At 61.4% G+C, this 23,312-nt stretch carries 26 protein-coding genes; 11 read left to right on the plus strand and 15 right to left on the minus strand.

Features of this window, described 5'->3' with window-relative positions:
• Window positions 1–37: 37 nt before the first annotated feature.
• Window positions 38–292 carry a hypothetical protein gene (locus OH720_RS25905; RefSeq protein WP_272603399.1) on the plus strand — a complete coding sequence of 85 codons (255 nt, stop codon included), beginning with the start codon at window positions 38–40 and terminating at the stop codon, window positions 290–292.
• 155 nt (window positions 293–447) lie between these two features.
• A complete protein-coding gene (locus OH720_RS25910; protein WP_272603400.1) occupies window positions 448–1,077 on the plus strand; it encodes a flavin reductase family protein in 630 nt (209 codons plus the stop codon).
• Here OH720_RS25910 and OH720_RS25915 read toward each other — a convergent pair whose 3' ends face one another.
• Window positions 1,078–1,308 (minus strand): hypothetical protein, encoded by a 231-nt coding sequence (locus OH720_RS25915; RefSeq protein WP_008061930.1) that lies wholly within the window; start codon window positions 1,306–1,308, stop codon window positions 1,078–1,080.
• A 41-nt stretch (window positions 1,309–1,349) separates the two neighbouring features.
• Window positions 1,350–1,703: a putative quinol monooxygenase gene (locus OH720_RS25920; protein WP_272603401.1), complete on the minus strand. Its 354-nt coding sequence runs from the start codon at window positions 1,701–1,703 to the stop codon at window positions 1,350–1,352.
• Between the two features lie 337 nt (window positions 1,704–2,040).
• Between OH720_RS25920 and OH720_RS25925 the strand changes: the two genes are divergently transcribed.
• Window positions 2,041–2,982 carry an AraC family transcriptional regulator gene (locus OH720_RS25925; RefSeq protein WP_272603402.1) on the plus strand — a complete coding sequence of 314 codons (942 nt, stop codon included), beginning with the start codon at window positions 2,041–2,043 and terminating at the stop codon, window positions 2,980–2,982.
• 152 nt (window positions 2,983–3,134) lie between these two features.
• On the opposite strand, the gene OH720_RS25930 is transcribed toward OH720_RS25925, so the two are convergent.
• The 6 genes from OH720_RS25930 to OH720_RS25955 form a co-directional block, all read right to left on the minus strand.
• Window positions 3,135–4,190, minus strand: coding sequence for an ABC transporter ATP-binding protein (locus OH720_RS25930; protein WP_180205216.1), 1,056 nt, complete (start codon window positions 4,188–4,190; stop codon window positions 3,135–3,137).
• Window positions 4,191–4,206: 16 nt separating this feature from the next.
• The gene (locus tag OH720_RS25935; protein ID WP_272603403.1) at window positions 4,207–5,055 is read right to left on the minus strand and encodes an ABC transporter permease; all 849 of its coding nucleotides are present in this window, start codon (window positions 5,053–5,055) and stop codon (window positions 4,207–4,209) included.
• The gene (locus OH720_RS25940) at window positions 5,052–5,960 is read right to left on the minus strand and encodes an ABC transporter permease (protein ID WP_008061922.1); all 909 of its coding nucleotides are present in this window, start codon (window positions 5,958–5,960) and stop codon (window positions 5,052–5,054) included. Before OH720_RS25940 ends, OH720_RS25935 begins: the two co-directional genes overlap by 4 nt.
• Window positions 5,961–6,153: 193 nt before the next feature.
• The gene (locus tag OH720_RS25945) at window positions 6,154–7,257 is read right to left on the minus strand and encodes an extracellular solute-binding protein (protein ID WP_008061921.1); all 1,104 of its coding nucleotides are present in this window, start codon (window positions 7,255–7,257) and stop codon (window positions 6,154–6,156) included.
• 217 nt (window positions 7,258–7,474) lie between these two features.
• Entirely contained in the window at window positions 7,475–8,935 is a 1,461-nt protein-coding gene (locus OH720_RS25950; protein WP_272603404.1) for an aldehyde dehydrogenase family protein, read from the minus strand.
• On the minus strand, window positions 8,932–10,569 hold the full coding sequence (locus OH720_RS25955) for a 5-guanidino-2-oxopentanoate decarboxylase (protein WP_272603405.1): 1,638 nt from the start codon (window positions 10,567–10,569) through the stop codon (window positions 8,932–8,934). Before OH720_RS25955 ends, OH720_RS25950 begins: the two co-directional genes overlap by 4 nt.
• Window positions 10,570–10,728: 159 nt before the next feature.
• Between OH720_RS25955 and OH720_RS25960 the strand changes: the two genes are divergently transcribed.
• The gene (locus OH720_RS25960) at window positions 10,729–11,610 is read left to right on the plus strand and encodes a LysR substrate-binding domain-containing protein (protein WP_272603406.1); all 882 of its coding nucleotides are present in this window, start codon (window positions 10,729–10,731) and stop codon (window positions 11,608–11,610) included.
• 112 nt (window positions 11,611–11,722) lie between these two features.
• Here the strand turns inward: OH720_RS25960 and OH720_RS25965 are convergent, their stop codons facing one another.
• Together OH720_RS25965 and OH720_RS25970 are read right to left on the minus strand one after the other, a co-directional pair.
• Window positions 11,723–12,346 carry an NAD(P)-dependent oxidoreductase gene (locus OH720_RS25965; protein ID WP_272603407.1) on the minus strand — a complete coding sequence of 208 codons (624 nt, stop codon included), beginning with the start codon at window positions 12,344–12,346 and terminating at the stop codon, window positions 11,723–11,725.
• Window positions 12,347–12,428: 82 nt separating this feature from the next.
• Entirely contained in the window at window positions 12,429–13,307 is an 879-nt protein-coding gene (locus tag OH720_RS25970; protein WP_272603408.1) for an MBL fold metallo-hydrolase, read from the minus strand.
• Between the two features lie 118 nt (window positions 13,308–13,425).
• Here OH720_RS25970 and OH720_RS25975 point away from each other — a divergent pair, with 118 nt between their 5' ends.
• Both OH720_RS25975 and OH720_RS25980 read left to right on the plus strand, forming a co-directional pair.
• Entirely contained in the window at window positions 13,426–14,331 is a 906-nt protein-coding gene (locus tag OH720_RS25975; RefSeq protein WP_272603409.1) for a LysR family transcriptional regulator, read from the plus strand.
• A 62-nt stretch (window positions 14,332–14,393) separates the two neighbouring features.
• A complete protein-coding gene (locus OH720_RS25980) occupies window positions 14,394–14,570 on the plus strand; it encodes a hypothetical protein (RefSeq protein ID WP_008061905.1) in 177 nt (58 codons plus the stop codon).
• Window positions 14,571–14,578: 8 nt separating this feature from the next.
• Here OH720_RS25980 and OH720_RS25985 read toward each other — a convergent pair whose 3' ends face one another.
• Window positions 14,579–15,475 carry a helix-turn-helix domain-containing protein gene (locus tag OH720_RS25985; protein WP_272603410.1) on the minus strand — a complete coding sequence of 299 codons (897 nt, stop codon included), beginning with the start codon at window positions 15,473–15,475 and terminating at the stop codon, window positions 14,579–14,581.
• On the opposite strand from OH720_RS25985, the gene OH720_RS25990 reads away from it, so the two are divergent.
• Window positions 15,468–15,788 (plus strand): hypothetical protein, encoded by a 321-nt coding sequence (locus OH720_RS25990; protein ID WP_272606547.1) that lies wholly within the window; start codon window positions 15,468–15,470, stop codon window positions 15,786–15,788. The two genes, OH720_RS25985 and OH720_RS25990, sit on opposite strands and share 8 nt — an antisense overlap.
• Before the next feature lie 59 nt (window positions 15,789–15,847).
• On the plus strand, window positions 15,848–17,365 hold the full coding sequence (locus OH720_RS25995) for an MDR family MFS transporter (RefSeq protein ID WP_272603411.1): 1,518 nt from the start codon (window positions 15,848–15,850) through the stop codon (window positions 17,363–17,365).
• A 96-nt stretch (window positions 17,366–17,461) separates the two neighbouring features.
• On the opposite strand, the gene OH720_RS26000 is transcribed toward OH720_RS25995, so the two are convergent.
• The 4 genes from OH720_RS26000 to OH720_RS26015 form a co-directional block, all read right to left on the minus strand.
• Window positions 17,462–18,310 (minus strand): cache domain-containing protein, encoded by an 849-nt coding sequence (locus OH720_RS26000; protein ID WP_180205226.1) that lies wholly within the window; start codon window positions 18,308–18,310, stop codon window positions 17,462–17,464.
• 123 nt (window positions 18,311–18,433) lie between these two features.
• Window positions 18,434–19,306 (minus strand): hypothetical protein, encoded by an 873-nt coding sequence (locus tag OH720_RS26005; protein WP_008061898.1) that lies wholly within the window; start codon window positions 19,304–19,306, stop codon window positions 18,434–18,436.
• Between the two features lie 106 nt (window positions 19,307–19,412).
• Window positions 19,413–20,405: an NAD-dependent epimerase/dehydratase family protein gene (locus tag OH720_RS26010; RefSeq protein WP_272603412.1), complete on the minus strand. Its 993-nt coding sequence runs from the start codon at window positions 20,403–20,405 to the stop codon at window positions 19,413–19,415.
• Between the two features lie 56 nt (window positions 20,406–20,461).
• Entirely contained in the window at window positions 20,462–21,355 is an 894-nt protein-coding gene (locus tag OH720_RS26015; protein WP_272603413.1) for a LysR family transcriptional regulator ArgP, read from the minus strand.
• Window positions 21,356–21,450: 95 nt separating this feature from the next.
• Between OH720_RS26015 and OH720_RS26020 the strand changes: the two genes are divergently transcribed.
• The 3 genes from OH720_RS26020 to OH720_RS26030 all read left to right on the plus strand — a co-directional run bounded on the left by OH720_RS26020 (window position 21,451) and on the right by OH720_RS26030 (window position 23,234).
• On the plus strand, window positions 21,451–21,852 hold the full coding sequence (locus OH720_RS26020) for an ACT domain-containing protein (protein ID WP_272603414.1): 402 nt from the start codon (window positions 21,451–21,453) through the stop codon (window positions 21,850–21,852).
• A gap of 5 nt (window positions 21,853–21,857) precedes the next feature.
• Complete coding sequence (locus OH720_RS26025) at window positions 21,858–22,460, plus strand: LysE/ArgO family amino acid transporter (protein WP_008061886.1); 603 nt, start codon at window positions 21,858–21,860, stop codon at window positions 22,458–22,460.
• A 177-nt stretch (window positions 22,461–22,637) separates the two neighbouring features.
• The gene (locus OH720_RS26030; RefSeq protein ID WP_008022038.1) at window positions 22,638–23,234 is read left to right on the plus strand and encodes a superoxide dismutase; all 597 of its coding nucleotides are present in this window, start codon (window positions 22,638–22,640) and stop codon (window positions 23,232–23,234) included.
• Window positions 23,235–23,312 lie beyond the last annotated feature (78 nt).

A 23,312-nucleotide genomic window follows, 5' to 3' on the forward strand; every position in this document is an offset into this window, starting at 1 on the left:
CAAGAGACAAAACGCCAAAGAACCTGGAGAAATGAAGATGAAAACCAAACTGTTCCTCGCCATCGCCCTGTCCGTACTGGCCGCCAACACCTTCGCCGCCGACGGTTATGACCGTACCGGCTCCGCTGTTGCAGCAGACGGTTATGACCGCACCGGTTCCGCCACAGTCGCCGCAGACGGCTATGACCGCACCGGCGGCGCCACCGTCGCCGCAGACGGCTATGACCGCACCGGCGGCGCCACCGTCGCAGAAGATGGCTACGATCGTACTGGCGGTGCTTCCGTCAGCTAATCCTAAACAGCGGCACCAAAGCCCGGCTTCGGCCGGGCTTAGTCATTTCTGGGGCTGAGCAGATTCCTCCCATAGGCATTTCATCCGACTGGAAATCAGCGGCCTGCCCTTGCACTATGGCGCTCCTCCGATTCACGCCTCCAGGAAGACCGGCCATGACCGACGACATCCACTATTACGAACCCGCCAACGGCCACGGCCTGCCCCATGATCCGTTCAACGCGATCGTCGGCCCGCGTCCCATTGGCTGGATTTCTTCACAGGATGCCGAAGGCCACTTGAACCTGGCGCCCTACAGCTTTTTCAACGCCTTCAACTACATTCCGCCGATCATTGGTTTTTCCAGCATCGGGCGCAAAGACAGCCTGAACAACATTGAACAAACTGGTGAATTCGCCTGGAACCTGGCCACCCGGCCATTGGCCGAGCAGATGAACCAGAGCTGCGCCGCTGTCGGTCCGCAGGTTAATGAGTTCGAATTGGCCGGGCTGACAACCGTCGCCTCGAAAGTCATCGCGGTGCCACGGGTTGCCGAAAGCCCGGTGTCCTTCGAATGCAAGGTCACCCAGATCATTCAGCTGCAGCGGGCGGACGGAAATGTGGTGCCGAGCTGGCTGATTCTCGGCGAAGTGGTCGCCGTGCACATCGCCAAGTGGCTGTTGAAGGATGGGGTGTACGACACCGCCGCGGCAGAACCGATCCTGCGCGGCGGTGGGCCGGCGGATTATTTCCAGCTGGGGCCTGAGGCGTTATTCAAGATGTATCGCCCGGGGGCGGTGAAGTAATTACCAGAGCAGGTCGGCGTCTTCTTTGACGTCCTTGAGGCGGGTCAGCTCTTTGGCGGCCGCCAGATCGGCATCATGGGCGGTCTTGAAGGTCTGGCCTTCCAGCACTTTGTGAAAACGCGGGGCGCCGGAACCACCCAACGCTTTGACGGCGATTGCGGCATGGTAACCACCCTCGCCCGGTACTACGGCTGAAACGGCTTCGAAGTGTTCAAAGGCTTTGCGTGCCATGTCGCGCATCCTGGCTGGTTGAGAATGTTGCCATTAAACCCTCAACCGGCCAGTTTGTGTACTGCCGCCCCGGACTGACGCAACGCCTGTGCCGCCGACACCTCCTTGAAGGTGTGAAAATCCAGGCTGTCGACCACCAGCTCCTGCACCAGTTCGGCAAAAACCTCCATGGCCGGCGTGCCGAAGTACGCGGTCATGGCCTGCTGGCTGGTCCAGAAACCGGACACCAGCCACAGCTGCGGATCGCATTGCGAGTGTTGCAAGGCAAAGCTCAGGCAACCTGGCGCTGCGCGGGACGGCTCGATCAGCGCGCTCAGGCGAACACCCAGCTCTTGAGAACGCCCAGGGCGCGCCCGGACAAAGGCCATATGACTGACGGGGATCTGCTTTGACATGTTCAACCCTCCCGGGGAGTCGCGTGGCAGCCAGGGGACGGGCTGCGACAGGATCCAAGATTAAAGGCCGACATGCGCCTGTCGTTAGTCGATTCCTGCCGGCGTGTTGCACAATCCTGCGAGCGTGAGTGGGCTGCCTGTAACAATGTGTAAAACACTGCCGGGGTGCTGCGATACGAGTTTCAAGCAAGTTTTCCCGTCTGCGTCCTGCCTTGTCCATGACACGGAATAACCCCGTGCAGAATCAGGCAAGCATCAGGCAGGATGTGTCTACCGCTGTTGCTTGCACAAACATATGCTCTGCCCCATCACCCATGCCTTGCCGAGGATGCCTTGCATGTCGTCTCTCGATCACTTTTCACAGCCGCCGCAAGCTCCGCTGGACGCCGACATGGAAAAGCAGCGCGCGGAACTGGCGGCGATCATCCGTCGCAACACCGCCGAAGATGGCACTTATGCCACCGCTGTCGGCTCGCTGTTCATGTCGCGCCACAGCCAGAACCACGATTTCGCCCCGGTGCTTGCACAACCGGCGCTGTGCATCATGGCCCAGGGTCGCAAGGAAGTTCGCCTGGCCGACGAGTACTTCAATTACGACCCGCTGAATTACCTGGTGGTCTCGGTTTCGATGCCGCTCAGTGGGCGGGTGGTGAATGTTTCGGTCGAAGAACCGATCCTCGCGGTGCGGCTGGACATCGACCCGACGGAAATCACTGCGCTGATCGCCGACGTCGGGCCCCTCGGCTTGCCCACCCGGCCGACCGGGCGCGGCTTGTATGTCGAACAACTCGACAGCGCAATGCTCGACGCCGTGCTGCGCCTGGCACGGTTGCTCGACACACCGAAAGACATCGCCATGCTCGCGCCGCTGGTTCGCCGGGAAATTCTCTACCGGTTGCTACGTAGCAAGCAGGGGCACCGGCTGTATGAAATCGCTATTGCCAACAGCCAGAGTCATCGCATCAGCCAGGCGATCAAGTGGCTCAATGGCAACTTCGAGCAGCCGCTGCGCATCGATGACCTGGCAAAGGAAGTGAACCTGAGCGTGTCGACCCTGCATCACCGCTTCAAGGCGATGACGGCGATGAGTCCGCTGCAGTATCAGAAGCAGCTACGCCTGCAGGAAGCGCGGCGCCTGATGTTGGCCGAAGGCCTGGAAGCTTCGGCGGCGGGGTATCGGGTGGGGTATGAAAGCCCTTCGCAATTCAGCCGGGAGTACAGCCGGTTGTTCGGGGCTCCGCCGTTGAGGGATCTGGCGCGGTTGCGGTTGAGTGTTTAGCTGAGATTTGTGCTGCTCCCACCGGCCCTATCGCGAGCAGGCTCACTCCCACATTGGATCTCCAGTGAACACAACATTTGTGAACACCCAAGATCCACTGTAGGAGCGAGCCTGCTCGCGATTAGGCCAGAAAGGCCACCATCAAATCCGGATCAGGCGCCGAGTACGCGGCAAGCCTCCGCCGGCAATGTCACCGACACCGGATGCCCAACGCTCAAGCCAATCCCCTGACACGGCGTGCTCAACGCCGTAAACGACACCCCAGAACACTCGACCGTCGTCTCGATGGTCGCGCCGATATCGCGCACGAACGTCACCTTGCCCAGCAAGCGGTTACCCGCCGTGGCTTGCGGTGCCGATAGTTGCAGGTCTTCCGGGCGAATCAGCATCTTCACTTTTTCACCGACCACAATGCTGCTGCAGATCGGCACTTGCAGCGCATCGCCGCCCGGCAGGCTGACCTTGCCGTTGCCCAGCGCCGTGGCCGGGAAGATGTTGCCCGAGCCGATGAAGTCCGCGACGAATTCGTTGGCCGGGTGGCGGTAGATCTCGATAGGCGTACCCACCTGCTGCACCCGGTGCTCGCCCAGCACGACGACGATATCGGCCATGGTCATGGCCTCGCGCTGGTCATGGGTGACCATGATGGTGGTGATGTTCAGGCGCTGTTGCAGCTGGCGGATTTCCACCTGCATCGACTCACGCAGCTTGGCGTCCAGCGCCGACAGCGGTTCGTCGAGCAGCAGGATTTTCGGGTGATTGGCAATCGCACGGGCAATCGCCACGCGCTGACGCTGGCCACCGGAGAGTTTCGCCACCGGCCGATCAATCATCGGTTGCAGCTGGATCAATTCCAGCAACTCCACCACCCGCGCCTGCTGATCAGCCTTGCTGACCCCGCGCAGTTTCAGTGGATAGGCGATGTTCTCGCCCACGGTCATGTGCGGGAACAGCGCCAGGGACTGGAACACCATGCCGAAATTGCGTAGGTGCGCAGGCGTTTGGCCGATATCCTCGCCATCCAGGCGAATCTCGCCGCCGGTCAGGGTTTCCAGCCCGGCGATCATCCGCAGCAAGGTGGTTTTGCCGCAGCCCGAAGGCCCGAGGAAACACACCAGTTTGCCCTCGGGCAAATGCAGGTTTACATCCTTTACCGCGCAGGCCGAGCCGTAGTGTTTCTCGACGTTTTCCAGAATCAGACCAGACATAAAGCACCTCAAGAAATCAGAACGAAACGCCACCTTCACCAACCAGCTTCTCCAGCGCCCAGATCAGGACGAAGTCGATCAGCACGATCAGCACGGCAAACGAAAATACGGTGGGGTCGAGCGAAGACACGGTGCGGCTGTACATCCAGATCGGCACGGTCATCACATCGATGGTGTAGAGGAAATAAGTCACGGTGAATTCGTTGAACGAGACGATGAACGCCAGCAGCATGCCCGCCAGGATCCCCGACTTCATCAACGGCACCACCACGTCGACAATCGCCCGCAGCGGTGAAGCGCCGAGCATTTGCGCGGCCTCCTCGACTTCGTTGCCAATCGAGAGCATGGCCGCCGTGCAGTTCTTCACCACGAACGGCAACGCCAGGATCACGTGGGCGATCACCAGCCGCGAGGTGGTCATCTGGAACGGCAGGCTGTCGAACACCAGCAGCAACGCCAGGCCCAGCACCACCATCGGGAACACCAGGGGCAGCGACATCAGTTGCAGGGCCACCGCCTTGCCACGGAATTCGCAACGGGTCAGCGCATAGGCCGCCGGCACCGCGATCAGCGTGGCGAAGACCATGGTCAGGCACGCCACCATCAGGCTGGTGGTCATGGCCTTGCCCAGGCTCAGCACATCGCTGGCATCCGGCGAGACGAAGGTGTGCCAGGCCGCCTTGTACCATTGCAGGCTGTAGCTGCTCGGCGGGAAGTCGAGGTTCGACGCGCCGCTGAACGACATGACGATCATGGTCAGGATCGGCAGCACCGCCAGCAGCAGGATGAAGCCCGAGAGGATGCCGGCGAACTTGCCGGTATCACCTGGCAACAACGACTGGCGCTTCTTGATCAGGGTACTCATTGCGAAGCCTCCAGCATGCGTCGACGACGGCCAGTGATGTATTCGGACAGGGTCATGATCGCGAGGGTCGTGACGATCAGCACCACACCAGCGGCGGATGCGGCGGGCCAGTTCATCAGCGGGGCGATCTGGTCATGCACCATCACCGCCAGCATCGGCACGCGACGACCGCCAAGCAGCAAAGGCACCACGAAGCTGCTGGCGTTGTAGGCAAATACCAGCGTCGCGCCGGTGATGATCCCCGGCAGGCTCATCGGCAGCACCACCTGGCGGAACACCTGCAGACGACTGGCGCCAAGGGTGGCGGCAGCTTCTTCGTAGCTGCGGGCGACGCCGCGCATGGCGCTGGCAATCGGCAGCACGGCCAGCGGGAAGGCGGTTTGCACCAGCCCCATCAGTACGCCGTTCTGGTTGTACAGCAGCATGATCGGGCGCTTGATCAGGCCCAGGCCCATCAGTGCCTGGTTGAGCATGCCGCCGGGACCGAGAATCACCAGCCAGCCGTAGCTTTGCAGCAGCAGGTTGACCAGCAACGGCAACAGCACCGCGGCGAGGAAAATCCGCCGCACGAATGGCGAAGTCAGGCGTGACATGGTGTAGGCCACCGGGATCGCCAGTATCACCGCGATCACCGCGCTGATCAGCGCCAGGCGCAGGGTCAGCATCAGCGATTTGAGGTAGTAGGGTTCGAGCAATTGGGCGTAGCTGGCCAGGCTGAACCCGGACCATTCCGCGCCCTTGGTGCCCACGCTCATGCGCAGCACCAGCAGGCTGGCGGCGATCAGCACGCCCAGAAACAGCATCGACGGCGTGAGAAAAAACCAGGCACGGGCCGTCGGCGAAACACCCCGATTCGGGCGCGGCTCAGCGACGCTGACCGAATGGGTCAAAGGTTGGTGTTCCATAGCAAAGGTCTCGTCAATGGAAAGCTGCTGGCGAACACAGGACCTCAGGCCACCCCGGTCCCTTGTAGGAGTGAGCCTGCTCGCGATGGCGATCTATCAGCCAACATTGTGGGTAAATGTCAGTGCGCAATCGCGAGCAGGCTCACTCCTACAGGGATCTTCAGTGTTTGAAGATCCTGTGTAGGTCACACGATCAGGAAGAAAAGATTTCCGTGTAACGACGAATCCATTGGTCATGCACGGTGGCCAGGAAGGCGTTGTCGTGCATGATCGCCTTCTCGGCAATCTGCTCAGGCGTGAGGATGAACGGGCTCTTGCGTGCTTCGGCGGAGATGATCGCCTTGGCGTTGACCGGGCCGTTGTAGATGTCTTCAGCCATCTTGCCCTGCACCAACGGGTCCAGGGAGTGGTTGATGAACGCGTAGGTCAGGTCGGTATCGCCAGGACGATTCTTCGGCATCACCGAGAGCATCAGGTCGGTGTAGAAACCTTCCTTCATGCCGAAGGTGGCACCCAGGCCGTAGTTCGGATCGCGGATCTGTTTCGGGAAGAAGGCCGGTGCGTACAGGCCACCCATGTCCAGGGAACCGGTGCGGAACAGCTCGGCGATCTGGTTCGGGTTCTCGCCCAGGGTCACCACACGATCCTTGAGCTCAGCGAGTTTCTTGAAGCCAGGCTCGATGTTGTGTTCGTCACCACCGGCCAGTTTGGCGGCGATGATGATCAGGTCCATGGCCTCGGTCCAGTTCGGCGGCGGCAGGAAGATGTTCGGCGACAGGTCGGCGTCCCACAGGGCGGCGTAGCTGTTCGGCGCTTCCTTGATGGTGCGCGTGCTGTAGACCAGGCTGTTGCACCAGAGCAGGTAACCGATGCCGTGACCATTGGCGCCGGTGCGGTATTTTTCCGGTACGTCGACCAGGTTGGGAATGCGGTTGAGGTCGGGTTTTTCCAGCAGGTTGGCGGCGGCCAGGCCTTCGGCACCGACGCCGGCCAGGGTGATGATGTCGTATTGCGGACGATCCCCGCCGGCCTTGAGTTTGGCGACCATTTCCGAGGTACTGCCGGTGCGGTCGGCGATGACCTTGCAGCCGTACTTGTCTTCAAAGGTCGCGGCGATGTTGCGCAGTGCAGCCAGGCCGGTGTCGTCGGACCAGGTCAGCAGGCGCAGGGTCTTGCCTTGAAAGCGGGTGTCGCTGGCGTTGGCCTTGACGAACGGCAGGCTCATGGCCGCCGCGGCAACCGAGGCTACGCCCACGGTCTTGATGAATTGACGTCTGTTCAGATCATGCTCGCCCATTACGGACTCCCTTTGTTTTTGTAGGTATAAGGCAGGTCGAAACTGTTGCATCCGCGCGGCTGGACCCGCGTTACCCCTCGTATTTTCGGGGGCTTTACTGAGCCAGCGGGTTCATCCTGAGGTCGTGTAAAACACCTGACTATCGATAAAAATTCATTGAAGCCATGACGCCGGCGCATGCCTCAACAGGAGGCATGCGCTGACCTTTTTCGGGCCTTCAGACGGCGCGAATCACGTGCTTGATTTCCTGGAAAGCCTGCAAGCCCCACGGCCCCAATTCGCGGCCAATGCTGCTCTGCTTGTAGCCACCCCAGGCGGTCTGCGGGAAGATCACTTGCGGCGCATTGATCCATACAAGCCCCGCCTGCAAAGCGTTGGCGACGCGGTCCGCCGTTTCGGCGTTACGCGTAACGACGCTGGCGACCAGGCCGAACTGGCTGTCGTTGGCCAAGGCAATCGCTTCGGCTTCGGTGGCAAAACGGCGTACGCAAATCACCGGGCCAAAAATCTCTTCGCACCACAGCGCACTGTCCAGGGGCACGTCGGTGAAGACGGTCGGCTGCAAAAAATATCCGCGCGGCAGGTCTGCAGGGCGATTGCCGCCGCAAACCAGTTTGGCGCCAGCGCTCAAACCGCGATCGATGTGGCCGAGCACACGCTGGTATTGCGCTTGGTTGACCAGCGCGCCCATCTCTACGTTCGGGTCGAACGGGTCGGCCACGCGGATGGCTTCGGCACGGGCCTTCACCCGGCTGAGGAACTCATCGGCCAGCTCATCGGCGACCAGCACGCGGCTAGTGGCGGAGCACATCTGCCCGGCGTTGAAGAAACCGCCACCGCAGGCCACTTCCACCGCCAGGTCGAGGTCGGCATCGGCCAGCACCAGCAAGGAGGATTTGCCGCCCAGTTCCAGGCTCACGCCCTTGACGGTTTCCGCAGCCCGTTGCATGACCTGCACGCCCACCGCGTTGCTGCCGGTGAACGACACCTTGGCGATACGCGGGTCCGCCGACAGCGGCGCACCAACGGCCAGGCCGGTGCCGCACACCAGGTTGAACACACCGGCAGGCAAGCCGGCCTGGGCAATGATCGTCGCCAGTTCCAGCTCTGGCAGCGGCGTCACTTCCGAGGGCTTGAGCACTACGCAGCAACCGGCGGCCAGGGCCGGGGCGAGCTTCCAGGCAGTGGTGACCATCGGGAAGTTCCACGGCACGATCAGGCCGACCACACCGCAAGGTTCACGACGCAGGCGCGCACTGAAATCGTCGGTCGGCAGTTCAACCGGGCTGTCCTGTTTCGCGTCCAGCCCTTCGGCCAGACCTGCGTAATACTCGAATGTGGCGATCACGTCATCGACGTCGATGGCCGCTTCGAACAATGGCTTGCCATTGTTGCTCGACTGCAAGTGCATCAGGCGCTCGCGACCGGCCTGCACGCCCTGCGCAATCTTGCGCAGGATCGCACCGCGCTCGGCGCCGCTGGTTTGCGACCAGGCGGCGAAAGCCTTGGTTGCCGCGCCCACGGCCAGATCGACGGCGCGTTCGTCACCGCCGTTGACCGTGGTCAACAGCGCTTCGGTGGCCGGGTTGATCACGCGCAAGTGTTCGTTGCCCGCCGACCATTTACCCTCGATGAAAAGGCCATCCAGAGTCGTCGGAAAAGTCGTGGCAAAGCTCATTTCGACACCGCCTTCGTCCACTCGGTCTGATCGATTTCAATCAGGGTCGGACCCTGGCGATCGGTGGCCACACGCAATGCCGTACGCAGTTGTTCAACACCGTTGACCGCCTCGGCAGCGCAACCCAAAGCCTTGGCCACACCGATGAAGTCCGGGGTGTAGATGTCCACGCCCACCGGCTCGATGGCACGGTTGACCATGTATTTCTTGATCTCTTCGTAACCCTGGTTATTCCACAGCAGCACGATCACCGGGGTGCGCGCTTCAACGGCGCTGGCCAGTTCCGGCAGGGTGAACTGCAGGCCGCCGTCGCCGATCAGGCACACCACTGGCGGACGCGCGCCGCCTTCGACGGTGCCGCCCAACCAGGCGCCGATCGCCGCCGGCAAGGCGTAACCGAGGGTGCCGTAGCCGGTAGAGGAGTTGAACCAGCGACGCGGGCGTTCCGGGTTGAAGGTCAGGTTGCCGGTGTACACCGGTTGGGTCGAATCGCCGACGAATACCGCGTTCGGCAGTTCGTGCAGGACGGTTTCCAGGAAACGGGTCTGGGCCAGAGTCGGCGCATCCCAGGTGGCGGCCAGCTCTTCGCGCAAACGGGCGGCGCGCACCTGGCCCCAATCGTTACGGCGCTCGGCCAACGGCTTGTGCGACAGCGCGCTGAGCAAGGCCTGGGCGGCGTTGCGCGAGTCGGCGACCAAGGCCACGTGTGGCGGGTAGTTGCGTACGGTCTGGTCCGGATCGATGTCGACGCGCAGCAGCTTGCCAGGAATCTCGAAACCACCGGCGAAGGTCACGTCGTAGTCGGTCTCGGCCAGTTCGGTACCGATGGCCAGCACCACGTCGGCCTCGGCAACCAGTGCGCGGGTGGCGACCAGGCTCTGGGTCGAACCGATCAGCAGCGGATGAGCGGAGTGCAGCATGCCCTTGGCATTGATGGTCAGCGCGACGGGCGCGTCCAGCAGTTCGGCCAGTTCGGTCAGCTCGGCGGCAGCATCGATGGCGCCACCACCGGCGAGGATCAACGGACGCTTGGCCCCGGCCAGCAGCTCGGTCATGCGGCTCACGGCGGACGGTGCGGCACCGGCGCGCTCGATGTTGACCGGGACGCTGGCCAGCAGGTCGTCGGCTTCTTCAACCAATACGTCCAGTGGAATTTCGATGTGCACCGGACGCGGACGACCGGCCTGGAACAGCGCGAAGGCACGGGCCAGCACGCCCGGCAACTCGGACGCCGACATCAGGGTATGGGAGAACGCCGCCACGCCACCGACCAGTGCGCTCTGGTTCGGCAGCTCGTGAAGCTTGCCGCGACCGCCGCCCAGCTGGTTGCGGGTCTGTACGCTGGAGATCACCAGCATCGGGATCGAGTCGGCATACGCCTGGCCCATCGCCGTGGTGATGTTGGTCATGCCAGGGCCGGTGATGATGAAGCACACACCCGGCTTGCCGCTGGTGCGGGCATAGCCGTCAGCCATGAAGCCGGCGCCTTGCTCGTGACGCGGGGTGACGTGGTTGATGCTCGAACGGGCCAGCCCGCGATACAGCTCCACGGTGTGAACCCCGGGAATGCCGAACACCTGCTCGACTCCGTAACCTTCGAGTAACTTGACCAATACTTCGCCGCACGTCGCCATGTCATTGCCCTTCTTGTTCGTTTGAGACGCCGGGCCTGCGCAGTGTTTATGATGGATTCGCAGGTCCAGGGATGGCCTCATTGGAACGGGCGACACATAGCCGCAACAATGGATAAAAAGTCATACTAGCCATGTCCTCACGTCATACCTTGGATCCCAATGAAACGACTGCCTCCCCTGCCGGCGCTGCACACATTCCTGATTACCGCGCAGTGCTGCAATTTCACCCGTGCTGCCGAACAGCTGTTTATCACCCAGGGCGCGGTGAGTCGGCAGATCGCCGGGCTGGAAGATTTCCTGGGTTATGAATTGTTCATCCGTCAGGCTAGAGGCCTGGACCTGACCGCCGAAGGTCGGGAATGGCTGCCACGGGTCCAGCAGATTTTCGGCCTGATCGACGAGGCGGTGGAGCAGATCGGCGAGAAGCGCGAAACCCTGCAGCTCAAGGCGCCGACCTGCGTCATGCGCTGGTTGCTGCCACGCCTCTTGCAATGGCAAAGGGAACGCCCGGACGTGCCGGTGGAGCTCACCACGACGGTCAAGCACGGCGTGGATTTTCATCGTGAACAGTTCGATGCGGCAGTGATGTATGGCGCACCGCCGGACGGCTTGCTGGTGTCGCAAAAACTCTTCGATGAGCAACTGACGCCGGTGTGCTCCAAGCCGTTGCTCGAAGGTTCGGTGCCGCTCCAGTCACCGGAAGATCTGGAGCAGCACATGCTCTTGCACCCGACCCGGGATGAACGGGACTGGAAGGCCTGGCTGGCCACTGCGGATATTCGCCTGAGCAATGTGAGCAAGGGCCAGCATTTCGAAACCCTGGACCTGGCCATGTCGATGGCCTCCCAAGGCACAGGCGTGGCGATCGGTGACTGGTCGTTGATCGGCGATGACCTGAGTGCCGGGAGGCTGGTCATGCCCTTTGAATTGAAGGTGAAAACCGGGCTGGCGTATTACCTGGTTTTCCCGGAGAAGCCTGCGCCTTCGGCGAAGTTGCGCGAGTTGATGGGGTGGTTGGTGGAGCAGGCGCAATCGCGATAATCGAAACCTGTGGGAGCGAGCCTGCTCGCGATGGAGGTAGGGGCACCGCGTTGAATCAGGTAGCCCTCGTCATCGTTAACGACCATCGCGAGCAGGCTCGCTCCTACAGGGGTCAATGAGCTGAGTATCCGACGGTAAACCGCTGGCGAGAGTGCTTCGGCGCTTCGATTTCATCTAGCATCGCAATCGCATAGTCAGCGAACGTGATCCAGCTGCGCCCCGCGCTGCTCACCAGCAAATCATCCTTGCCGACCCGGAAAGTCCCGGTACGCTCACCTTCGACAAACTCCGCCGATGGCGACAGGAAGGTCCAGTCCAGATCCTTTTCCTGACGCAGGTTTTCCAGGAACTCGGCACCCGCACCCGCCTCTGCCTTGTACTCCGCCGGGAAGCCTGCGCTATCGATCACCCGGGTACCGTCCGGCAACAACAGAGAACCGGCACCGCCCACCACCAGCAGGCGTTTGACCCCGGCCTGTTTCACCGGACCGATGACGGCACTGGCAGGCAGGGTCGCGAAATGCGCCGCGCTGATCACCACGTCATGCCCGGCGATTGCCGCCTGCAGCGCGGCGGCATCCAGCGCATCGACAGCCTTGCTCACCACACTTTCACGCGCGCCGATCCTTGAGGTGTCACGGGCAATGGCGGTAACGCTGTGACCACGACGCAGGGCTTCTTCCAACAGTTGGCTACCGGCACGACCGGTGGCACCGATGATTGCGATTTTGCTCATAGCGTTCTCCAGTTGGATTGGGTGTACTCGAATGATCGTTCCCACGCTCTGCGTGGGAACGATCACCATCAGGAACTGCGGGTTACCACTTCATCTCGCCCTTGGCGACCTTGGCGCTTAGCTCCAACGAGCTTTCCTCACCCAGTGCCGGGTAGCGTTTTTTCATCGCCGCGATCAGTGCCACCGAATCTTTGGCCTTGGCGGTTTCTTCGTCGAAGGCCTTGATGTAATCGGCGGTGAACTGCACGGCGGCCAGGGAGCGACCAGTCTCGCCGAGGTAATGCCCCGGCACGACGGTGTTCGGCTTCAGGGTTTCGATCGAATGCAGCGTAGCCAACCAATCGGCATGGGACTGCGCGGTCTGGGTGTCGGCCATCCACACGTGGATGTTTTCCGCCACGACCACACCACCCACCACGGCCTTGATCGACGGAATCCACACGAAGCTGCGATCCGGTTGCCTGCCCTCAAGGCCGATCACCTGCAGTTTCTGCCCTTCGAGCATCAGGCTGTCGCCTTTAAGCACCTGCGGCACGATGGTTTTGGCGGGTGCGTCAGCCCCCAGCTTCGGTCCCCAAAACGCCAGCTTGCCGTCGACGGTGTGCTTGATGTGATCGACGGTCGGCTGTGAAGCGAGCACTTTGGCCTTGGGAAAAGCAGCCGTCAGGGTATCGAGGCCGAAGTAGTAATCCGGGTCGCCGTGGCTGATGTAGATGGTGGTCAGTTGCTTGCCGCTGGCGCGAATTTTTTCCACCACTTGCGCGGCCTGGGACTTGCCGAACTGGGCGTCCACCAGGATCGCCTCTTTCTCGCCGCTGACCAGTACCGAGGTCACCGGAAATATCGCTTTATCGCCGGGGTTGTAGACATCCAGCGTCAATGTCGACGCGGCCGCGTGGGCGGCGAAACCGAGGGCGGTGGTCGCCAGCAAAACGCGTTTGAGTGTGGTGAAACCGATCATCTGTTGCTCCGTGGTTCGCGGGCCAGGCTTGGCCGATATGGGAACAGAGCTTAGTTGCCAGCTTCAGTACAAAAAATGCGATGATCGAACATAGTTTGTTTCTGAAATCGGTCAAATCATGGATCGTCTACACGCTATGCGGGTGTTCGTCACGGTGGTCGATCTCGGCAGCCAGTCAGCCGCCGCCGATCACCTGGAGCTGTCACGGCCGGTGGTTTCGCGGTATCTGGCGGAACTGGAAAACTGGGTCGGCGCACGCCTGATGCACCGCACCACGCGCAAGTTGAGCCTGACCGCCGCCGGCAGCGAAATGCTGCCCCGCTGCCGGCAGATGCTCGACTTGTCCACGGACATGCAAGCGGCCGTCAGCGTGCCGGAGGATGCACCCCGCGGCCTGCTGCGAATCAGCGTCAGCACCTCGTTCGGACAGGCGCAACTGGCTGGTGCCATGGCGGCATTCGTCAAGCGCTACCCGGGTGTCAGCGTCGACATGCAGATGCTTGACCGCACGGTGAACCTGGTGGATGAGCGCATCGACCTGGCCATTCGCACCAGCAATGACCTGGACCCGAACCTGATCGCCCGGCGACTGACCGTCTGCCGTTCAGTGATCTGCGCCTCCCCCGCTTACCTGCGCGAGCACCCGATGCCCCGGCGGGTCGAAGACCTGAGCCAGCACAACTGCCTGACCCACTCCTATTTCGGCAAAAGCCTCTGGCATTTCGAACAGGACGGCGAGCAGGTGTCGGTGCCGGTGCAAGGCAACATCAGCGCCAACGAAGCCAGCACATTGCTGCGCGCCACCCTGGCCGGCGCCGGGGTGGCGATGTTGCCGACTTATCAGGCGGGTGTGCATATCCACAGCGGCGAACTGGTGCGCCTGCTGCCCCAGGCCGAACCCCGGCAGATGAACGTGTACGCGGTGTACGCCTCACGCAAACACATGCCATCGGCGCTGCGCTGCCTGCTGGATTTTCTGGTGGTGAGGTTTCCCGAAGAACCGGCGTGGGATGTTGGCCTTTAAAGACCTGATCTTGTTCTATGCTCAAGGTAGTACCGAAGGGTATTCGTTCAGAGGTCTACGCCATGAACATCAAAACAAGAAGGTACCTCGCCATTTTCATCACCTGCGCGGTGACGCTCGGGCTGTATGGCGCTGCCGCCTGGCGCGTCGAGCAGCTGCGCAACTTGCCCCGGGAATCCGCCAGCTGCAATTTCGAACGCTGCATTCCGCACAACGCGACCCTTAACGCCCTGCGGTAACGAACGGGTCAGGCCTCGTTGTCCTGATCGGCCTTCAAGCGGTCGCGGAACGCCTTTGGCGAGATGCCCACGCGGCGCCGAAACAGCCGCGTGAAGTTGGTCGGATCAGAGAACCCCAACACATCGGACATTTCATAGATGGTCATGCTGGTATAGGTCAGCAGGCGCTTGGCTTCCAGCAACTGCCGTTCGTGCATGATCTGCAACGCCGGTTGGCCCGCCAGCTCACGGCAGGTGCCATTGAGATGGGAGACCGAAATCCCCAGCCGATGAGCCAGGTCTTCAACCTTGACGTGCTGGCGATAGGTTTCTTCCACCAACTGGATGTAGCCATTGAGGTATTCCCGCGCCCGCTGCGGTCGTTGACCGACTGAGCGGCGCTGGATCACCTGGCGGCTGACCCACACCATGATCACGCTGACCAGCGAATGCATGAGCATTTCACGCGCCGGTTGGTGGCCGGTATATTCGCTCTGTAACGCGCTGAACAGACTATTGAGGTACTCGGCGTCCAGGCCCGCCGGGTAGCTCTCGGCCTGGGCCAGGGCATTCACCGAATGCCCCAGCTGCGCCTGAAGATGCGCGATCAGCGGTGCCGCGAGCGTGACCACGAACCCCTCGACATCTTCGCTGAACCGGAAGCCATGCACTGACAGCGGCGGCAGGATCTGGATCGCCGGCTCGGTCAGTTGCGTACGTTTACCTTCGATTTCAAGCTCTGCCTGACCTTTGAAAACGAAGAGCAACTGACATAAATCGGCGTGGCGGTGGGGTTTGATTTCCCATTGATGTTCGCGACTACGGTTGGAAATGGTTTCACAGTGCAGCAAGTCCGGGGTCGGCCAATCCAGGCTTTCACCGTAGAGCTTGAACACCGGAATCGAAGGCAGGTCAGGCTTGTTCATCACTTCAATCCAGGTTTCGGAATGGACGACGGGCGATAATCGCACCGATTGGCAGAATGTACAGCTATCCGCTCAGTTTTCACCTTCAATTGACCGGCCCGCAAGGGAAAAATGCAAGCTTTCACTGCATAAAAACCATTTTCCGGCCTTGATCGCCTGCGATCTGCAAGCGCTGGCCAGTGGCAAAACGGTGATGATTGACGGCCAGACCGAAGTCACCCGCGACCTGATGGCCGCTCGTCAGGTCGAAGGTTTGCAGATGATTTGCCAAGCCTTCCATATGAGGCTATCGAATAGCTTCCTACCGACTTAAACTGGCGAGCATCCGCTCGCCTTGCCTCTGGCGGGTCCACCACTGCCGCAGGTTTACCCGTGACCAATCTCCACCAGCCTGAATTGCCCAAACCGGCCATCCGCAGCGTGCTGATCGCGCTGATGCTGGCGATTTTCCTCGGTGCGCTGGACCAGACCATCGTGGCCGTGTCGATGCCGGCCATTTCCGCGCAGTTCAAGGACGTCAGCCTGCTGGCCTGGGTGATTTCCGGCTACATGGTGGCGATGACGGTGGCCGTGCCGATCTACGGCAAATTGGGCGACCTGTATGGCCGACGCAAATTGATGCTGTTCGGCATGGGCCTGTTCACCCTGGCGTCGCTGTTCTGCGGCATGGCCCAGAGCATGGAGCAGCTGGTGCTGGCGCGCATTCTCCAGGGGATAGGTGCCGGTGGCATGATCTCGGTCAGCCAGGCGATCATCGGCGATATCGTGCCGCCCCGCGAGCGCGGCCGTTACCAGGGCTACTTCAGCAGCATGTATGCGGTGGCCAGCGTCGCCGGCCCGGTGCTGGGCGGGTACATGACCGAATACCTGTCCTGGCGCTGGGTCTTCCTGATCAACCTGCCGCTGGGGCTGGGGGCGTGGCTGGTGGCCAATCGCACGCTGGTGGGCTTGCCGGTTCCGCAACGCAAGCCGGTGATCGATTACCTCGGTACCCTGTTGATGATCATCGGGCTGACGGCCCTGTTGCTGGGCATCACCCAGTTCGGCCAGGGCCATTCCTGGCGCAGTGCCGAGGTATTGGGGTTGCTGGCTTGTGCGGCAGCAGTGCTGGGCCTGTTCGTGCTGCATGAACGACGGACGTCGGAACCCTTGCTACCGATGCACCTGTTTGCCAACCGCAATGCAATCCTGTGCTGGTGCACGATTTTCTTCACCAGCTTCCAGGCCATCTCGTTGATCGTGCTGATGCCCCTGCGATTCCAGAGTGTCACCGGTGCCGGTGCGGACAGCGCCGCCCTGCACCTGCTGCCCCTGGCCATGGGCTTGCCGATCGGTGCGTATTTCGCCGGCCGCCGTACCTCCGTGACCGGGCGCTACAAACCGATGATCCTGACTGGCGCCGTGCTCATGCCCTTGTCGATCCTCGGCATGGCGTTCAGCCCGCCCCAGGCCTTTTTGCTGAGCAGCCTGTTCATGCTGTTGTGCGGAATCGCCTCGGGCATGCAGTTTCCGACCTCCCTGGTCGGCACGCAGAACTCGGTGCAACAGCGTGACATCGGCGTTGCCACCAGCACCACCAACCTGTTCCGCTCATTGGGCGGTGCGGTGGGCGTGGCGTTGATGTCGGCGCTGTTGCTGGCGTTGTTGCAGGATTCGAGCTTCGCCCATCTGGCCGGCTCTTCGCTGATGGCCGAAGGTCACTCGGGGAATGTATTGCTGGACGGCCTGAACGCCGCGCCGGGGGATGCGCAGGATGTCTTGCGCGCGGAACTGCTGCTGACGTTCAGGCATTTGCTGATGGTGAGTGCGGCGGTGTCGCTGCTGGGGCTGGCAGCGGCGATCGCCATGCCGAATATGCTGTTGCGCGGACGCGAAGACCGAGACTTGTAGGAGCCAGGCTTGCCGGCGAAGAACGATTACGCGGTACATCAGATACACTGCGGCGCCTGGTTCGCGGGCAAGCCTCGCTCCTACAGGTCTGTGATCTCAAGGGCTGTAATACCCCACAGCCACCAGGAAATGCCCGACCTTTTTCAGGTAGGCATGCTTGTTCTCGACCTTCCCGGTCACCGGGTTTTTCCAGCGGTACTCATACTCGCCGTAATCCTGTTGCGCGATCAGCGCCAGCATCGGCTCCCCTACCGGCTTTCCATCCGGATCAGTGATCTTGCTGAAATCGGTGTTGATCAACCGCAAGTTGGTGCCGTGGGCGACGTAGCGCCGGGTATCGAGGTCGACGACGAATACATACAGATCATCCTGCAGGTAGCCACCCTTCAGGGAGTTGATCGCTTTCAGGGTGCCCTTCTCGTCCTTGGCCAGGTCCGTCGCTGCCTTGTTCAGCAAGGCCATGGCCTGTTCCGCCGAAGCCCGCGGCAGGTAGTAGCCGACTGCGAGGATTCGCTGACCGACACGCTGGTAGTAGACATGCTTGCGCTCTACCTTGCCGTCAGACCAGTTTTGCCAACGGTACTCCGCCTGCTGGATGCCGTTGCCCTCGGGCACTTTCAGCGCATCCTTGAAAGCTTTTTGCAGATCAGGCCCGAGCACATCCGACACATCCCGGCCAATCAGCGCCGCCGATGGCCCGCCGCTGGCGAGCATTACACCCTTGGTATCGACCACGAAGACATACCGGTCCTGGTCGACGAACTCACCCTGGCGGCTGAAGGCGGCGAAGGCCTTGTCGCCATTGTCGTGATAGTAGGCCAGGGCTTTTTCCAGCAAGGCGATGGCGGCCTGGCTGTCAGCCTTTTCGGTTCCGGCAGCCTGAACCTGGCCCAGGCACATCAGCAGCATGCCGCACAGCCAGGCCAACTTGTGCACAACTCCCATGGCGCGTCCCTCGTTCCTTTAGATGTTTGAAGGAGCGTAGACGGCAATGGCGCATGCAGGGACATTCAGCGAATCGAGGTGCACAAGGGGATCATTCCCGGCGAACCGGGAATGAGGCAGGGCTTATTGGCGAGTGCGCAGCTGCTGTTGCAGGTTCTGGATCTGCGCTTGCAAGCTGTTGATGGTCCGGGTGACCTGGCTACGAAAGGCATCGAACTCAGCGGTGCTTGCGCCTTGAGGGGCGCCGGGACGGTTGTCCTGCTGGCTCTTGAGGACGACGATGTCCTGTTCCAGGCGGTCGATGGCGGCGTTCGGATTGCCCTGTTTCTTCAGCGCCGTGATGTCAGCGCCCAGGCTCTTCAGTTGCGCGTCGAATTTCTCGGTGTCCGCCGGGGTATTTTTCAGCGTGGTCAGTTCAGTGCCCAAGGCTTTGACCTGCTCCTGCACCTGCGCATTGGCCTTCTGCTGCTCGGTGTCCTGTGCGGCAATCTGGGCCAGGCGCTTGTCCAGCTCACTGGTTTGCGCGGTCATCTGCGCCAGGCGCTTGTCCAGGTCCGAGGCCTGGCCGGCGACGCCCTGCTGTTGCTTGCCCTGGTCCTGCAACTGGCTTTGCAGCTGGCGGATTTGCAGCTTCAGCGCCTCGCTGTCGGTGCTGACATTGGTCTGGCTGGCGACCACCTTGCCGGAAATATCCTGCAGGCGCCCCGCCGCTTCTTCACTGATTCGCGCAAAGCTTTCCTGGGTTGCCACCAGCTGTTGCTCCATCAGCGAAATCTGCTGGAAGCTCCACCAGGCAAGGCCCGCGAAGGCAAAGAACAAGGCGCCGACCAGTGCCCACAACGGGCCGGTGCTTGCCGCCTTGACCTTGACCACGGGCGGTGTACGCGAATGCACGGTGGTGCGAGTGCTCTTCGGGAAATCATCGTCATCGAGGATGTCTGCACGCAGGCTCGGTACATCGTCGAAGTCATCGTTGGCATCGTTACGCATGGACATTGACTCAACCTTTGTGAAACGCGGTGATGGCTTGATGCGGCGCAGTATACCCCCATGGCCGCAACCATTGACCCTGAACCCGAACCTCGGTTCAGTGAACCCGGTGTCAGCGAATGTCCTGAGCCTTCCACCAGGCGCAAAACTCATCGAGCGCCGTCCAGAGACTGACCTTGGGGTCGTAGTCCAGATAATGCCGGGCGCGACTGATATCCAGGGTGAAATTTTTCTTCATGACCTGCATGCCCAGTCGCGACAGGGTCGGCTCGGGACGTCCCGGCCACAACTTGCAAAACCCCTCATTGAGCGCCGCGACGGTGTAGCCCAGGCCGTAGGAACGGTAGCGCGTCACTTGTGGGACTTCCATTTTGCGCATGACGTAATTGACCACGTCCCACAACGGGATCGGCGCTCCGTTGCTGATGTTGTACACCTTGCCCAAGGCTGAACCGCTGGCCAGCAAACTGCTGAGCAACGCTTCATTGAGGTTGTGCACACTGGTGAAGTCGACCTTGTTCAAACCGTTGCCGATGATCGCCAGGCGCCCCTTGCGCTGCATGTTGAGCAAGCGCGGAAAGATGCTCATGTCACCTGCCCCGGTCACGAAACGCGGGCGTAGCGCCAGGGTTTCGAGGCCAAATTCCTGGGCGCCGAAGACTTTTTGCTCGGCCAGGTACTTGGTCGCGGCGTACGGGTGCTTGAAGCGTTTTGGCACCTGCTCTTCGGTCAGCCCCAGGTGATCGCGGCCATCGAAATAGATCGATGGCGACGACAGGTGCACCAGGCGCCGCACCCGCTGTTTCAGGCAGGCTTCGACCACATTCTCGGTGACCTGGACGTTGCCCAGGTGGAAGTCCTGATAACGCCCCCACAGGCCAACGGCACCGGCGCAATGCACTACGGCCTCGACCCCGGAACACAGGTCGCGTGCCAGCAGCGGGTCGTTCAAGTCGCCCTGGATGAACTCGGCGCCACGGCGCACCAGATGCTCCACACTTTCGGCCCGGCGACCGTTGACCCGCACGTCCAGGCCCTGCTCCAGGGCGAAACGCGCAAAGCGCCCGCCAATGAAGCCGCTTGCGCCGGTGACCAGAATCTTCATGTAGTGCTCCGAATATTTCGTTTTTTGCGTATTGCGTGAGGTCTTGACGCTGCCCGTCAGTCCAACGGCACCAACCATTGCCTGGACGCCTGTACCAATTGCTCGGTCAGCAACCCCAGCAACTGACCGCCATTGCGCCAATGATGCCAGTACAGCGGCACGTCGATCGGTTTATCTGGCAAAAGCTCCAGCAAAATGCCGCGCTCCAGTTGTTCGCGCACCTGCAGTTCCGGCACCAGGCCCCAGCCAAGCCCAGCTTCGGTGAGGCGGATAAAGCCTTCGGACGATGGGCACAGGTGGTGTACGAAACCGCCATCGACGCCGAGGGATGCGAGGTAGCGATGCTGCAGGAAGTCGTCCGGGCCGAACACTAGCGCCGGGGTCCGGGCCAACTGATCGGCGCGCACGCCTCGAGGAAAGTGCCGGGCAATGAAGGCCGGGCTGGCCAACGCCCGGTAACGCATCGCCCCGAGCAATACGCTGCGCGCACCGGCTACCGGGCGCTCGCTGGCACACAGGCACGCCGCGACTTCGCCTGCGCGCATGCGCTTGAGGCCGACGGTCTGGTCTTCGACCACCAGATCCATCAACAGGTGTTGCTGCGCACAAAAATCCCCCACGGCCTGGGCCCACCAGGTCGCCAGGCTGTCGGCATTCAGGGCGATCCGCAGGCGTTCCGGCAGGCCCTCTTCGTCCAGCGCCGGCACCAGCGTCTGCAAATCCCGCTCAAGCAGACGCACCTGCTGCACGTGGTTGAGCAGACGCCGGCCGAGCTCGGTCGGCGACGGCCGCGTGCCCCGCACCAACACCGGTTGGCCGACCCGCGCCTCGAGCAATTTGATGCGTTGGGAAATGGCCGATTGTGACAAACCCAACACCTGGGCTGCCCGCTCGAAACCTGCCTGCTCGACGACCGCGGCCAAGGCAGAGAGCAATTTATAGTCGAACATCAGTTTTCCTAATGAGCGATCAGCAATATTGGTTTTTCTTATACATGTTCCTACCGGAGAATGGCCAGCACGAACTCTTGCACAAGGATCCCCCCATGGCTGGCGAAACTTCATTGGCAACGCTGCTGCGCAGCATGAGCCCGCAACTCAATGCCGGCGAATACGTGTTCTGCACCCTGGCCGACGGCCAATTGCCCGCGGGCCTGGAAATCGTCGGCAGCTTTCGCGAGCAGGAAGGCCTGACCGTGATTGTCGAACGCTCCCGCGCCGAGCAGGCGGGCTTGAGCTTCGACTATGTCGCCGCGTGGATCACCCTGAATGTGCATTCGGCCCTTGAGGCGGTCGGTCTCACCGCGGCGTTCGCCACGGCCCTGGGCCAGGCCGGCATCAGCTGCAATGTGATCGCCGGTTACTACCACGACCATTTGTTTGTCGGCCAGGCCGACGCCGAGCGCGCCCTGCAGGTGCTGCGCAACCTGGCAGCCAACGCGGAGTAAAAAACATGTGGCAAAGCTATATCAACGGCCTGCTGGTGGCCTTCGGCCTGATCATGGCGATCGGCACGCAGAATGCCTTTGTACTGGCGCAAAGCCTGCGCCGCGAACATCACTTGCCGGTGGCGGCACTCTGCGTGGCCTGCGATGCCTTGCTGGTAGCTGCCGGAGTATTTGGCCTGGCGACCGTGCTGGCACAGAACCCCACCCTATTGGCCATCGCCCGTTGGGGTGGCGCGGCGTTTCTGGTGTGGTATGGCAGTCAGGCGTTGCGTCGGGCCTGCTCCAGACAGAGCCTGCAACAGGGTGAAAGCCAGACCGTTCGTTCGCTGCGCGCGGTGATGCTCAGTGCGCTGGCGGTGACGCTGCTTAATCCGCATGTCTATCTGGACACCGTTTTGCTGATCGGCTCCCTCGGCGCCCAACAGACAGAGCCCGGCGCTTATGTGGTGGGCGCAGCGAGTGCCTCATTGTTGTGGTTTTTCACCCTGGCGCTCGGCGCGGCATGGTTGGCGCCGTGGCTGGCCCGGCCGAGCACCTGGCGGATTCTTGACCTGTTGGTGGCGGTGATGATGTTCGCCGTAGCATTACAGTTGATCAGCGCTGGCTGATTTATTCCAAAAGGCTCTGGAACCTCTATTCCACACAGATGTTGCGTGGTTATGCCGCACCCCCGGTGCTATGATCCGATCCGATGCGCCGCAAAGAGTACAAACTCCCCGGCGCTTGTCTGGCCGCCCGTGATCGGCCTTGCGCTCACCGCAACTGACCTGATTAGGAGAATCATAATGGCTTTCGAATTGCCGCCGCTGCCGTACGCACACGATGCCCTGCAGCCGCACATTTCCAAGGAAACCCTGGAATTTCACCACGACAAGCACCACAACACCTATGTCGTGAACCTGAACAACCTGGTGCCTGGCACCGAGTTCGAAGGCAAGACCCTGGAAGAAATCGTCAAGACTTCCTCGGGCGGCATCTTCAACAACGCCGCTCAAGTGTGGAACCACACTTTCTACTGGAACTGCCTGGCGCCAAACGCCGGCGGTCAACCAACCGGCGCGCTGGCTGAAGCCATCAACGCCGCTTTCGGTTCGTTCGACAAGTTCAAGGAAGAGTTCAGCAAGACTTCCATCGGCACCTTCGGTTCCGGTTGGGGCTGGCTGGTGAAAAAGGCTGACGGTTCCCTGGCCCTGGCCAGCACCATCGGCGCCGGCAACCCGCTGACCAACGGCGACACTCCGCTGCTGACCTGCGACGTCTGGGAACACGCTTACTACATCGACTACCGCAACCTGCGTCCGAAGTACGTTGAAGCGTTCTGGAACCTGGTTAACTGGAAGTTCGTGGCTGAGCAGTTCGAAGGCAAAACCTTCACCGCTTAAGCTCGACGCTCCTGAAAAAAACCCGGCTTTCATGCCGGGTTTTTTTCGGTTCGAGAAATGAAGATCATAAAAAAACCC

The organism is Pseudomonas sp. WJP1 (genome assembly GCF_028471945.1).
In the GTDB taxonomy this organism is placed as follows: Bacteria; Pseudomonadota; Gammaproteobacteria; order Pseudomonadales; family Pseudomonadaceae; genus Aquipseudomonas.

Excerpts from the sequence above, each read along its gene's own strand:
- OH720_RS25905 (WP_272603399.1), top strand. The coding sequence starts at position 38 with ATGAAAACCAAACTGTTCCTCGCCATCGCCCTGTCCGTACTGGCCGCC.
- OH720_RS25910 (WP_272603400.1), top strand. The coding sequence starts at position 448 with ATGACCGACGACATCCACTATTACGAACCCGCCAACGGCCACGGCCTG.
- OH720_RS25915 (WP_008061930.1), bottom strand. The coding sequence starts at position 1,308 with ATGGCACGCAAAGCCTTTGAACACTTCGAAGCCGTTTCAGCCGTAGTA.
- OH720_RS25920 (WP_272603401.1), bottom strand. The coding sequence starts at position 1,703 with ATGTCAAAGCAGATCCCCGTCAGTCATATGGCCTTTGTCCGGGCGCGC.
- OH720_RS25925 (WP_272603402.1), top strand. The coding sequence starts at position 2,041 with ATGTCGTCTCTCGATCACTTTTCACAGCCGCCGCAAGCTCCGCTGGAC.
- OH720_RS25930 (WP_180205216.1), bottom strand. The coding sequence starts at position 4,190 with ATGTCTGGTCTGATTCTGGAAAACGTCGAGAAACACTACGGCTCGGCC.
- OH720_RS25935 (WP_272603403.1), bottom strand. The coding sequence starts at position 5,055 with ATGAGTACCCTGATCAAGAAGCGCCAGTCGTTGTTGCCAGGTGATACC.
- OH720_RS25940 (WP_008061922.1), bottom strand. The coding sequence starts at position 5,960 with ATGGAACACCAACCTTTGACCCATTCGGTCAGCGTCGCTGAGCCGCGC.
- OH720_RS25945 (WP_008061921.1), bottom strand. The coding sequence starts at position 7,257 with ATGGGCGAGCATGATCTGAACAGACGTCAATTCATCAAGACCGTGGGC.
- OH720_RS25950 (WP_272603404.1), bottom strand. The coding sequence starts at position 8,935 with ATGAGCTTTGCCACGACTTTTCCGACGACTCTGGATGGCCTTTTCATC.
- OH720_RS25955 (WP_272603405.1), bottom strand. The coding sequence starts at position 10,569 with ATGGCGACGTGCGGCGAAGTATTGGTCAAGTTACTCGAAGGTTACGGA.
- OH720_RS25960 (WP_272603406.1), top strand. The coding sequence starts at position 10,729 with ATGAAACGACTGCCTCCCCTGCCGGCGCTGCACACATTCCTGATTACC.
- OH720_RS25965 (WP_272603407.1), bottom strand. The coding sequence starts at position 12,346 with ATGAGCAAAATCGCAATCATCGGTGCCACCGGTCGTGCCGGTAGCCAA.
- OH720_RS25970 (WP_272603408.1), bottom strand. The coding sequence starts at position 13,307 with ATGATCGGTTTCACCACACTCAAACGCGTTTTGCTGGCGACCACCGCC.
- OH720_RS25975 (WP_272603409.1), top strand. The coding sequence starts at position 13,426 with ATGGATCGTCTACACGCTATGCGGGTGTTCGTCACGGTGGTCGATCTC.
- OH720_RS25980 (WP_008061905.1), top strand. The coding sequence starts at position 14,394 with ATGAACATCAAAACAAGAAGGTACCTCGCCATTTTCATCACCTGCGCG.
- OH720_RS25985 (WP_272603410.1), bottom strand. The coding sequence starts at position 15,475 with ATGAACAAGCCTGACCTGCCTTCGATTCCGGTGTTCAAGCTCTACGGT.
- OH720_RS26000 (WP_180205226.1), bottom strand. The coding sequence starts at position 18,310 with ATGGGAGTTGTGCACAAGTTGGCCTGGCTGTGCGGCATGCTGCTGATG.
- OH720_RS26005 (WP_008061898.1), bottom strand. The coding sequence starts at position 19,306 with ATGTCCATGCGTAACGATGCCAACGATGACTTCGACGATGTACCGAGC.
- OH720_RS26010 (WP_272603412.1), bottom strand. The coding sequence starts at position 20,405 with ATGAAGATTCTGGTCACCGGCGCAAGCGGCTTCATTGGCGGGCGCTTT.
- OH720_RS26015 (WP_272603413.1), bottom strand. The coding sequence starts at position 21,355 with ATGTTCGACTATAAATTGCTCTCTGCCTTGGCCGCGGTCGTCGAGCAG.
- OH720_RS26020 (WP_272603414.1), top strand. The coding sequence starts at position 21,451 with ATGGCTGGCGAAACTTCATTGGCAACGCTGCTGCGCAGCATGAGCCCG.
- OH720_RS26025 (WP_008061886.1), top strand. The coding sequence starts at position 21,858 with ATGTGGCAAAGCTATATCAACGGCCTGCTGGTGGCCTTCGGCCTGATC.
- OH720_RS26030 (WP_008022038.1), top strand. The coding sequence starts at position 22,638 with ATGGCTTTCGAATTGCCGCCGCTGCCGTACGCACACGATGCCCTGCAG.